We start from the raw sequence: 10,918 nt of genomic DNA, 5'->3' as shown, positions 1-10,918 counted from the left end.
ACGTTGTCAAAGCTCAGCAAGACAATGAACAAAGGCCTCCCGATGACACCTAAGGTTCCCCTAACTTCCAGTTAGAAGCCCTCGTAACAGCCCCGCTCGCTTCAGCGTTTTGGACCCAAGCCAGAAACATATCAGTTTTTATGCTGGAGAGCAGGTGACCACGCCGTCTTTAGACGTCATGGGAGCTGCAACCTGGTGCCGGTGAAGGGACTCGAACCCCCGACCCCATCATTACGAATGACGTGCTCTACCAGCTGAGCTACACCGGCATCAGGTTGTGACGGGGCGGATAACAGTTTCGCCGGGCGGGGGGAAGAGGGCGCAGACGATTTTTTCGCAACGCCCCCTTCTTCTGTCACGCCGAGGTCAGCGCTGGGCCTTGGTTTCGGTCCATTCTGCCTCATTCGACGGTTCCACGTCAGGACGAACCATCAACGGCTCGGCAGCCGCGCGCTTGTCGTGCTCCGGCTGTGCAAGTGCCTCAGGCTCCGTAGCGGCCGGGGCGGTTGCCGGTTCGACCTCCAGAACAGGATCGGAATGAAGATCGGGGACCTGCGCCGGCTCGGCCTTGGGCTGCGAGGCTCGGGGTGCCACAGGCTCGGTCACCGTGATGGATGGTGCGTCGAGATCGCGGTAATCGCTTTCGCGCGGCACCATGCCCGGGGCAACGACAGGCACCTCCCTGCGACGGACAGGCTTGCTTTCGGGTTCGGCCGGACCGGGGGGATGCGGCTGCACCGGCTCGGACAGGTCGGGCACGGTTTCGTCACGATCGGTCTTGGGCGTTCCCACCAGCAGCGGCAGCATCTCGGCCCCGGTGGACGAGGTTGAGGCAGTGCTGCGTGATCCTTCCGGTTCGCGCCAAGTCAGCGTGTCAAAGCCACCGCAGCTGTCGCAAACGGGCGACCAAGCATGCATGATGTTATGGCACTTGTCACACACCCATTGCGGCCCACGCGAGGCGGTCAGCGCACGGGTCAGCCAGCCGCGCACGACGCTGTCATCTGCGCCTTCGCCACGTTCCACGGCTGCCATGATCGACAACGTGCGCACGGTCGGATGCTTTTCGGCCAGATCGCCAAGGGCACGGCGGGCGCCTGGAAAGTCTTCGGCCGCCAGTAACAGTTCCGCCCGCAGCAGGCGCGTTTCCTCGTGTTCGGGATTCTTGCGCATCAGTGCATCAAAACGGCGCAAACGCGCCGTGGGCGATTCGTCCGGCACGATTTCGGCGTAAGCCGCGGCAACATCGGGATGCGGCCGGACCGACCAGGTCTTTTCAAGAATGCGGGAAGCGTTCCGAAAGTCCTTTTGCGCAACATAGCTGCGCGCGGCCAGCACCGCGGCCGGAATTAGATCGGGCGAGGCCTTGGCCGCAGAAATGGCAGCTTCGCGCGCACTGATCGAATTGCCGTGCGCCAGAACCTCGCTGGCCTCCTGCAGGGCCAGAACGGCCTCACGGCGCAGTGCCACGTCCTTGGGCAACGCGCCTTGCGTGCGCTTGTCCTTCAGCGTCTGGCGCGCACCCTTCCAGTCGTGCTCGCGGGTTTGCAGTTCCAGCAGGGTGTCCTGGACCTCCTGGTGGCGCGGTTTGAGGGCATAAGCCTTCTGGGCCAGCAGCATTGCCTTGTGCGTGTCACCTTCGGCCAGCTTTTGGCGCATCAGACCCCGGATGCCGACAAAACGCGTACGGTCGTCGTCCAGCAGGTCGCGGTAAACGGCGATTGCCTTTTGCCGGTCACCTGCCGTTTCGGCCGCTTGGGCGGCCAGAAGATTGGTCAGGTGCGGCTGGTTCAGGTACTTGGCCGCCTTGTTGGCCTTGTCCTGTGCAAGCTTGCCTTCACCCGATGCGACAGCCAGCATTCCCTCGCCCAGCGCGTCATAACCCTTGCGCTCGCGCGAGCGCGCGAAGTGACGGTTGATGGCGGTTTCATCCCCGGCAAGAAAGCGCAGAAAGGCGACAAGCACCCCCAGGATCTTGAACACCACCCAAGCCAGAACCATCAGGATCAGCAGCGCCAGCAGCGCCTTGAGAGGCGTCAGCGCATATTCCATGCCGCCATACTGGATGCGCAGCACTTGTCCCGTTTCGGACAGTTGCACGGCCCCCAGCGCCAGCGCCAGGACGACCGCAAAGAAGAACAGGATTTTCAGCAGAGACAGCAGCATCTGGCGGTCCTCAATTCGGGTTCGAGGACAGTTCGGACAAAGCCGACTGTGCCTGACGATAGGCGGTTGCGCGGGTCAGCCAGTCGGCCATCAGGGGCGCCTCACGCGCGACTTCGGGCAAGGCCTCGAGTTCTGTCACGGCCGCATCGATGCGACCGGCCGAAACTTCGGCGTCTGCACGCGACAGGATGGCATCGGGATCGTCGCCTTCGCGCGCTTCGACCGAACGGGCGCCGGTTTGCGCACGCAGGAAATTCGTCACCAGATTGCTTTCGCCGCTGGCGCTTGATTCGCGCAAGCTGGCCCGCAACGCGCCGCGGGAGGCTTCGGGAAAGTCGGTCTGCAATTCGGACAGGCTGGAAACCTCGGCCGTCAGCGCCTCGGGCGTCTGCAAGCCGGCCCCTTCCAGCGTTTCGCGGGCTTCCTCGGGCGTTACGCCTCGGTCCAGAGCCGCCTGAAGGTTGGCGATGGCGGCAACCGCCTCGGCCCGCCGGGTGCTTTCGGCGGCAGCATCCTGCAGTTCCTGCGCCTCGGTGCGGGCAGCGTCCAGTTGCTGCTGTGCCTCGGCGGCAGCCGATTCGATTTGCTGCTGCAAGTTCGTGGCTGCCTGGGGATCAAAGGCCGGACGGGCCGCCAGTTCCTCGATCCGGGCCTGCTGCTCCTCCAGCCGCTGCTGCAGGGCCGCGATGTCCTCCTGATTTTGTGGCGCCGCGGACTCTTCCAGACGAGCTTCGACCGCCTCGACCCGCTGGGCAAGGCCATCATCTGCCGCATCGGCCGGTTGCGCAGCCAGTTCCTCGGCCACGGTGCGGCGGGCGGCCTCTTCGGCGGCGGCGATGACCGCAGCCTGATCGGTTGCCGGGCCAGCGGATTCTGCGGCCGTCACCGGACGCCATTCCGGCGGCAGGTGCGGCAGGGCATAGATTGTCGCTGCTGCACCCAGACCCGCAGCCACCGCGCCGCCCAGTGCCATCGGCCAGAAGCCCGAGCGTCGCGCAGGTGCAGCAGGCTTGGCCATGCTGCCACCCGCATGGGCCGATGAGGACGAGGCTGCTGCAGACCCGCTTCGCGGCTTGTCCGCCAATGGTGCAGCGGTGTCAGCGGCTCCGGCTGCCGCGCCTTCTGTTCCCTTGCCGGCCTTGCGTTCCGCTGCCGGCAGGCCCTTGTTTCCTTCGCCCACGAGGGTCGAGGGGATGGGCGAAATCTCTCCGGGTTGGCCCGCCTGCGCAGGCTTGCCTTCGCCGACCTCCGCCGATCCGATCACGCCGGGCGCCGCAGGCGACTTGCGCGTCGAATCACCTGCTGCCGCAGCACTGGCCGTCTTGGCGGCCGTTCCCCCGGCCTTGGTCTTGTCTGGTTGTTTCACGTCTTGTCCCCGTCTCGGTGCCATGCCGGCAACTCGCGCATGCAGGCAGCCTAATCAGCGAAGGCTGCGCGCTCAACCCGCCGTCTTCAGCTTTGTTCCGCTTCGGCAATTTGGGCAATTGCCCTGTGCATGGCCTGCACCGAAGGTTCGGCGGCCACGATTTCGCGCGCGCAAGGGGCATTCCAAGCGGCACGGGCAGCCTCACTGATGGCGGCCAGCCACAGCGGCGCCTGCGCCTGCCCCGCCTGCGCAGACAGCAGCCGTGCCGACCGGGGTGAAAAGACCGGCACCACGACCGGTGCCTTTTCCGCCAGCAGGGCCTGCGCCGTCGCGGTCAGGGGCTGGGGCAATTGATCATAAACCACCACTCCCGGCACCGGCAGCCGATGTGCGACATGTTGCCCCTGCGGATGAAGCAGCGGAACGGGCGAGGCGGCAATCAGCGGCAGAAGGCTTTCGGCGAAACCGTTGCCCTGCATCACGGCATATCCTGCCTCGTGCGCCGCCTGGGCCGTGCGCCCGCCCACGCACAGAGCAGGGCGTCCCCGTCCCGGACCGGCCGGACCTACGGCATGGGCCGATGTGAAGACCAGTCCCTGCGCCCGCTCCAGCACAGACCTGTCATGGTCCACCGGCACGATACGCAGAACGGGCGAGATGATGACAGGCCAACCGGGAAAGGACGCAGCCAGACGGAGCGAATCCTCTTCGGGTCGGGTCAGCAGCAGCGTGGGTTGGGAACCGGTCGGCATTGGCAACATCTTCCGCGGGTGCTAGGCCCTCAAGGCGTAAGGGCCACTCAGGCTCTGGGCAAGAGCATGGACGATCTGATCTTTCTGGGCATCGAGAGCAGCTGCGACGACACGGCCGCCGCCGTGGTGACCGCAGATCGCCGCATCCTGTCCAGCGTGGTCAGCAGCCAGACAGATCTGCATGCCGATTTCGGCGGCGTCGTTCCGGAAATCGCCGCGCGCGCGCATGCCGAACGCCTGGACCTGGCGGTCGAACAAGCGCTGTCCGAGGCCGGGCTCGGCCTCGATGCGCTGTCGGGCGTGGCCGTGACGGCGGGGCCGGGACTGATCGGCGGCGTGATGGCCGGCGTCATGTGCGCCAAGGGCATCGCGGCCGGGACCGGCCTGCCGCTGGTCGGCGTGAACCATCTGGCCGGCCACGCGCTGACGCCCCGCCTGACCGACGGGATCGCGTTTCCCTATCTGATGCTGCTGGTCTCGGGCGGACATTGCCAGTTCCTGCGTGTCGACGATCCCGAGGATTTCACCCGCCTGGGCGGCACCATCGATGATGCACCGGGCGAAGCCTTTGACAAGATCGCCAAGCTGCTGGCGCTGCGCCAGCCGGGCGGTCCTTCGGTCGAGGCCGAGGCCCAAGCGGGCGATCCTGCACGGTTTCCCCTGCCCCGCCCGCTGTTGGACCGCCCCGGCTGCGACATGTCGTTTTCCGGCCTCAAGACCGCTGCCCTGCGCCAGCGCGATCGGCTGATCGCCGACCATGGCGGTCTGCGGGAACAGGATCGCCGCGACCTATGCGCCGCCTTCCAAGCCGCCGTGGCCGAGGTTCTGGCCGAAAAGGCCCGCCGCGCCCTAGCCCTCAGCCCTGTCCGGGTGCTGACCGTGGCCGGCGGCGTGGCGGCGAACCGCCCCATTCGCGCCGCGCTGGAACAAGTGGCCGCAGCGGCCGGCGTGCGCTTCCTGGCCCCACCCCTGCGGCTTTGCACGGATAACGGCGCGATGATCGCTTGGGCCGGGATCGAGCGGTTCCGGCTGGGCCATCGCGACGGGATGGATCTGGCCGCCCGTCCGCGTTGGCCTCTGGACAGCCGGGCCGCGCCCATGCTGGGCAGCGGCAAGAAGGGGGCCAAGGCATGATCACCGTTCTGGGTGCTGGCGCCTTTGGCACCGCGCTGGCCATGGCCCTGAGTGCCAAGGGGACGGTGACGCTGTGGGGTCGCCGGGTCGATTGGCAGAGCGAAAACCCGCGCCTGCCGGGCGTCACCCTGCCCCCGGCCCTGCAGGTCACGCAGGATCTGGACGATGCGCTGGAGGCTTCCACGATCCTGCTGGCATTGCCGGCTCAGGCGCTGGGTGCCTTTCTGGACGAGCACGGGCCCCGCCTTAGGGACAGGCGGCTGGTCAGCACGGCCAAGGGCATCGACCTGACACATCTGACGGGCCCTTCCATGCTGATCGCCAAGGCCTGTCCGAACGCCATTGTGGCGGTTCTGACCGGTCCCTCGTTCGCGGCCGATATCGCGCGGGGCCTTCCCACGGCGCTGACGCTGGCTTGTGCCGATGCTGACGCGGGCGAGGCCCTGCAGCAGACGCTGTCAACGCCGGTGCTGCGGCTTTACCGCACCACCGACGTTGCAGGTGCCGAACTGGGCGGTGCCTTGAAGAACGTGATCGCCATTGCCGCCGGCGCCGTAATTGGCGCGGGGCTGGGGGACAGCGCCCGGGCCGCCATCATCACCCGCGGCTTTGCCGAGATGACACGCCTGGCTCTGCACCTGGGCGCGCGCCCTGAAACGCTGACAGGTCTTTCGGGCCTGGGAGATCTGACGCTGACCTGCACCTCGGCCGGCTCTCGCAATTTTCGCTTTGGTCATGCACTTGGCGCGGGCGAAACCTTTGACACATCCACAACGGTCGAGGGTGCGGCCACCGCCCGCGCGCTGGCGCGGATGGCGGATCGTGACGGGTTGGACCTGCCCATTGCCACCATGGTGGCCCGACTTGCCGAAGGTGCCGTTTCCGTGGAAAAGGCCATGGACCACCTGCTGAGACGTCCCTTGAAGGAGGAATGATGCCCCTGTTCGCCGTGATCTGCCGAGACAAGCCCGGCGCCCTGCAGACCCGCCTCGACACCCGCGACGCGCATCTTGCCCATATCCGGGACAGCGGCATCGTCGCCATGGCTGGCCCCCTGATCGAGGAAGGCGAGATGCGCGGCTCCCTCGTGATCCTGGACGCCACCGACATGGATGCGGCACGCGCCTGGGCCGATGCCGACCCCTACAAGGCGGCGGGCCTTTTTGCCTCCACCGAAATCGTCGAATGGAAAAAGGTGATCGGCTGATGGCCTACTGGCTTTTCAAGTCGGAGCCCGATGTCTTTGGCTGGGACGATCTCGTGGCCAAGGGCGACAAGGGCGAGGAATGGGACGGCGTGCGCAATTATCAGGCGCGCAACATGATGCGGGCAATGAAGACGGGGGACCTGGGCCTTTTCTATCATTCCAACATCGGGAAGGAGGCGGTCGGCATCTGCGAGGTCATCGCCGAAGCCCATCCCGACAGCACATCGGGCGACGGCAAGTGGGAATGCGTGGACGTGCGCGCCCTCCGCAAGCTGCCCCGCCCCGTGCCACTGGATCAGGCCAAGGCGGAACCCCGCCTGTCGGACATGGCGCTGGTCAGGAACACCCGCCTGTCCGTCCAGCCGGTCACGCCCCAGGAATGGGCCGTCATCCTGGAGCTTGCGGGCGATTTAGGCTGAAAGCCGCCACGTCAGGGCATGACCGGCGGTAGGATGCCCGGACACCCGGCCATTCTTGCAATGTCGCTTCATCTTGGGGCGGGGCCGCGCTAGGTTCGCGCCCATCGCGACAGCCAGGAGGCCCCATGAACCAGCGTCTGCATCTCGTCTTCGGAGGCGAACTGATCGATCCGCAGGGAACGCAGTTCCGCGACACGAAGAGCATCCACATGGTAGGCATCTTTCCGAACTATGAAACCGCCTTTGCCGCCTGGAAGGCCGAGGCGCAGCGCACGGTGGACAGCGCCCATACCCGCTATTTCATCGCCCACCTGCACCGGTTGCGCGACGAAGAGCGCGAGGTCAGCCCGACCGAGGAACTGGGTCACTGATGGCGGGGGCGGGACTGGGGCAACTGGGCCTGTGGCTGCATCTGCGCGGCCGTCGCGGCCCTGACCCGGTCCTGCCGCCCGTTCCGTCCGGCAGCGGTCCGGCGCTGATCATCCATGTCTCACCCGATGCCTTTCAGGCCGAAGGGCAGGTTCTGCGCCGTCTGGCCCGCGCCCGCCCCGACCTGCGCAAGATCCGGATGACCGCTGTCGCGCATTTATCCGATCAGCCCGACCCCGCCGACGATCCGTCCTTTGTGGACCAGTTGCTGGACCTGGCGCAGCCGGCGGCGGTTCTGCTGCTGGGCAGCACCCTCCCGGCGGCGCTGATCGCGGCGTCGGCCGCACGCCAGATCCCGGTCGTGCTGGCCGAGTTCCGCCTGGCCCCCGCCGACCAGAGCTGGACCCTGCAGGCCAGCATGCGCCGGCAACTCTTGTCGCAGATCTCGGCCATCATGCTGGCGGACGGCGCCAGCCACCGGATCGCCCGCCGGATGGGCCTGTCCAAGATGCGTCTTGCCATGACCGGACCGGTTTCCGAGATCCGCGAGCCATTGCACTGCTCGGAAACCGAGCGCGTTTCCATGGCCCAACAGATGAACGGGCGCCATGCCTGGTTCGCCGCCAGCCTCCCGCAGCCCGAGGAAGGCGCCGTGCTGGACGCCCATCAGGCGGCCTTGCGGCGGTCGCATCGCGCGCTGCTGATCCTAGCGCCGCGCGATCCTGCCCGCATTGATGGACTGGCCCGGGACATCGAGGCCGCGGGCCTCAGCGTCGTCCGTCGCAGCGAGGACGAGGATCTGGGAGACGAGGTTCAGGTCCTGCTCAGCGACGGCCCGACCGAGATGGGCCTTTGGTATCGCCTTGCGCCGGCCACCTTCATGGGTGGCACCTTGTCCGGTGACGAATCCGCGATGCGCCATCCGTTCGAGCCCGCAGCTCTGGGATCGGCCATCATGCACGGACCCGCGGTCGGCCCTCATCGCACCGAATGGCAGCAGCTGGACGGGGCCAATGCCGCCCGTCAGGTCCGCAACGCCGACGACCTGGCCCAGGCCGTGGTCGAACTGACACAGCCCGAACTGATCGCCGAACTGGCCAGCAACGCATGGCGGGTCAGCACCGGCGGCGCCGAGGTGGCCATTCGCATCGCGGACCGCGTGCTGGCGGCGCTGGACCGGCCCGCGCCCGTTCATGCGGCCGTTCAGGGAAAGGCCACCGCATGAAGCGCGCGCCTGCCTTCTGGTTCCAGCGTCCGCCCAGCCTGCGCGCGCGCCTGCTGGCCCCCTTGGGCGCGGCCTATTCACGGGCTACCGCACAGCGGCTGGCGCAGGGCGCGCGAACGCGGCTGGAGGTGCCGGTGATCTGCGTCGGCAACCTCAACGCCGGGGGTACGGGCAAGACCCCGACGGTGATCCATCTGCAGATGGTGCTGGCCGCGCGCGGGATCGCGGCCCATGTGGTTTCGCGCGGCTATGGAGGCAGCGCCAAGGGCCCCCTGAAGGTGGACGAACGCCACCATGACGCGGCCCTGACCGGGGACGAGCCGCTGCTGATGGCGGCCTTCGGTCCCGTCTGGGTATCGGACGATCGTGTTGCCGGCGCGCGGGCCGCCTTGGCCGAAGGGGCGCAGGCCATCATCCTGGATGACGGATTTCAGGACCCGGCGCTGTTTCATGATCTGGGCATCGTGGTCGTCGATGCGGCCAAGGGTTTCGGCAACGGGCTCTGCATCCCGGCAGGTCCCCTGCGCGAGCCGGTTGCTGTGGGGCTGGCGCGCGCCGATCTGCTGCTGTCCCTCGGGCCGGATGCCGCGCAGGCAGGTTTTGCGACGCCGCCCGATGCCCCGCCGCACCTTCGCGGCCGGCTGGCGCCCTTGCAGATGGGGTTCGACTGGCGGGGCCACCGGGTGCTGGCCTTTGCCGGCATCGGCCATCCCGAGAAGTTCTTCGCGACCCTGCGCGACCTCGGGGCCGAACTGGTGCGCGCCGAAGCGCTGGAAGATCACCAGCCCTTCACCCCCGCCCTGTTGACCCGGCTGGAAACCGAGGCACGCATGACCCGCGCCCAGTTGGTGACGACCGAAAAGGACGCCGCCCGCCTGCCCCGGAACTTCCGCCCCAAGGTGATGGCCTTGCCCGTCCGCCTGACGGTCGTCGATGACGCGCCCCTGCATGCGGCGCTGGACCGGCTGTTTCCTTCCACGGTTTGAATTCCGCCGCAGGATGCCGATATAAGGCATCAACCCGCCCGAAAGGATCGTGATGTCCAGCAATGCCCGCGCCAGGCTGAGCTTTTATCTGCTTTTGTTGCTGACGCTTTACGCCTCGCTGGCGGGCGCAGGCTGAGGGGTGGTTATGTCCAAACGTTTCGGGGGGCGGTTTTCGCCCGACAGCCTGTTGAAGAACAACCTGCCCGGCCAGCCACCGCGCCCGGTTCTGCCGCCCACGCCACGCCATCCCCACGAGGGACGGCCCAAGTGGATCACGCTGGCCGCCACGCCGTTCCTGCTGGGGGCGTTCTTCCAGGGCGCAACGGGAATGGTCACCGATCTGGCGGCCTTCGGTCTGGTCGCCAGCGGCATGTGGATGACGCGTGAAGGGTTGGTGGCGCAGGCCACGTTCGAGGCGCGGCGGATCGCCCGCCGCCCTGCCATTCCGCGCAAGCTGTTCGGCGGCGTGCTGGCAGGTCTGGGCATCGGCCTGGGTGCCGCGGAACCCGGCGTCTGGGCCGAGGCCGGTATGATCGGCGCCGCGGGACTTGCATTGCATCAGCTGTCCTTCGGGCTGGACCCGTGGCGCGACAAGGGCCGAGAGGACGTTGACACGTTCCAGCAGGATCGTGCGCAGCGGATGATCGAGGAGGCCGAGGGGCACCTGACGCAGATGCGCGAGGCCATCCTCCGCACAGGGGATCGTCGGCTGGAGGCGCGGGTCGGAATGTTCGAGGCTTCGGTCCGGCATCTGTTTGACCGCGTGCGGGACAATCCGGGCGGATTGACCTCGGCCCGACGATATCTGGGAGTTTACCTGGCGGGGGCACGCGACGCGACGATCCGTTTTGCCGATCTTTACGTGCAGACGCAGGACAGCACGGCGCGTGCCACCTACGAATCCTTCCTGAACGATCTGGAAAAGGACTTCATCGCCCGCGCGGACCGCCTGCTGGACGGTGATCGCGAGGCCTTGGACATCGAGATGTCCGTCCTGCGCGAGCGTTTGGGCCGTGAAGGACTGACCGGTGCCGCCACCCGCGTTTCTGCCGAGGATCGCCCTGCCCTGCAAAGTCAGGAAGCGCAGACCCTGGATGAACTGCTGTCCACCCCCTTGCCCGGCCAGAAAATTCCCCGCGCCTGATGCCCCGTTTCGCGTTGAAGGTCGAATATGACGGTGCGCCTTTTGCCGGCTGGCAGGCGCAGGCCGACCAGCCCTCGGTCCAAGGGGCGATCGAGGCGGCGCTGGCACGGCTTGATCCCGGCTTTGCGGCGGGTGCCCGGATCGCGGCGG

At 67.2% G+C, this 10,918-nt stretch carries 11 protein-coding genes, 1 tRNA gene and 1 pseudogene; 9 read left to right on the top strand and 4 right to left on the bottom strand.

What is annotated here, in order from left to right; genetic code table 11:
- Positions 1-193 precede the first annotated feature (193 nt).
- The 4 genes from ACLHHB_RS04690 to ACLHHB_RS04675 all read right to left on the bottom strand — a co-directional run bounded on the left by ACLHHB_RS04690 (position 194) and on the right by ACLHHB_RS04675 (position 4,284).
- A tRNA-Thr gene (locus ACLHHB_RS04690) sits at positions 194-269 on the bottom strand.
- Between the two features lie 97 nt (positions 270-366).
- Complete coding sequence (locus tag ACLHHB_RS04685) at positions 367-2,166, bottom strand: heme biosynthesis HemY N-terminal domain-containing protein (RefSeq protein ID WP_410217126.1); 1,800 nt, start codon at positions 2,164-2,166, stop codon at positions 367-369.
- 10 nt (positions 2,167-2,176) lie between these two features.
- Complete coding sequence (locus ACLHHB_RS04680) at positions 2,177-3,532, bottom strand: COG4223 family protein (protein WP_410217125.1); 1,356 nt, start codon at positions 3,530-3,532, stop codon at positions 2,177-2,179.
- An 86-nt stretch (positions 3,533-3,618) separates the two neighbouring features.
- On the bottom strand, positions 3,619-4,284 hold the full coding sequence (locus tag ACLHHB_RS04675) for a uroporphyrinogen-III synthase (protein WP_410217124.1): 666 nt from the start codon (positions 4,282-4,284) through the stop codon (positions 3,619-3,621).
- A gap of 66 nt (positions 4,285-4,350) precedes the next feature.
- Between ACLHHB_RS04675 and tsaD the strand changes: the two genes are divergently transcribed.
- The 9 genes and pseudogenes from tsaD to ACLHHB_RS04630 form a co-directional block, all read left to right on the top strand.
- Entirely contained in the window at positions 4,351-5,418 is a 1,068-nt protein-coding gene (tsaD, locus tag ACLHHB_RS04670) for a tRNA (adenosine(37)-N6)-threonylcarbamoyltransferase complex transferase subunit TsaD (protein ID WP_410217123.1), read from the top strand.
- The gene (locus ACLHHB_RS04665; protein WP_410217122.1) at positions 5,415-6,353 is read left to right on the top strand and encodes an NAD(P)H-dependent glycerol-3-phosphate dehydrogenase; all 939 of its coding nucleotides are present in this window, start codon (positions 5,415-5,417) and stop codon (positions 6,351-6,353) included. Before tsaD ends, ACLHHB_RS04665 begins: the two co-directional genes overlap by 4 nt.
- Positions 6,353-6,625, top strand: a complete 273-nt coding sequence (locus ACLHHB_RS04660; RefSeq protein ID WP_410217121.1) for a YciI family protein — start codon at positions 6,353-6,355, stop codon at positions 6,623-6,625. The genes ACLHHB_RS04665 and ACLHHB_RS04660 overlap by 1 nt, the downstream gene beginning before the upstream one ends.
- Entirely contained in the window at positions 6,625-7,044 is a 420-nt protein-coding gene (locus ACLHHB_RS04655) for an EVE domain-containing protein (RefSeq protein WP_410217120.1), read from the top strand. The genes ACLHHB_RS04660 and ACLHHB_RS04655 overlap by 1 nt, the downstream gene beginning before the upstream one ends.
- A 125-nt stretch (positions 7,045-7,169) precedes the next feature.
- A complete protein-coding gene (locus ACLHHB_RS04650) occupies positions 7,170-7,415 on the top strand; it encodes a DUF4170 domain-containing protein (protein WP_410217119.1) in 246 nt (81 codons plus the stop codon).
- Positions 7,415-8,638, top strand: a complete 1,224-nt coding sequence (locus ACLHHB_RS04645; RefSeq protein ID WP_410217118.1) for a 3-deoxy-D-manno-octulosonic acid transferase — start codon at positions 7,415-7,417, stop codon at positions 8,636-8,638. Before ACLHHB_RS04650 ends, ACLHHB_RS04645 begins: the two co-directional genes overlap by 1 nt.
- Positions 8,635-9,624 (top strand): tetraacyldisaccharide 4'-kinase, encoded by a 990-nt coding sequence (gene lpxK / locus ACLHHB_RS04640; RefSeq protein WP_410217117.1) that lies wholly within the window; start codon positions 8,635-8,637, stop codon positions 9,622-9,624. The genes ACLHHB_RS04645 and lpxK overlap by 4 nt, the downstream gene beginning before the upstream one ends.
- A gap of 145 nt (positions 9,625-9,769) precedes the next feature.
- Positions 9,770-10,768: a 5-bromo-4-chloroindolyl phosphate hydrolysis family protein gene (locus tag ACLHHB_RS04635; protein WP_410217116.1), complete on the top strand. Its 999-nt coding sequence runs from the start codon at positions 9,770-9,772 to the stop codon at positions 10,766-10,768.
- Positions 10,768-10,918: pseudogene (locus ACLHHB_RS04630) on the top strand (tRNA pseudouridine(38-40) synthase TruA); the annotation flags it as partial. The gene ACLHHB_RS04635 and the pseudogene ACLHHB_RS04630, both read left to right, overlap by 1 nt.

The organism is Paracoccus sp. (in: a-proteobacteria) (assembly GCF_046462195.1).
In the GTDB taxonomy this organism is placed as follows: domain Bacteria; phylum Pseudomonadota; class Alphaproteobacteria; order Rhodobacterales; family Rhodobacteraceae; genus Paracoccus.
The sequence above is the reverse complement of the archived record's forward strand: the minus strand, read 5'-3'. Positions and strand labels throughout refer to the sequence as shown.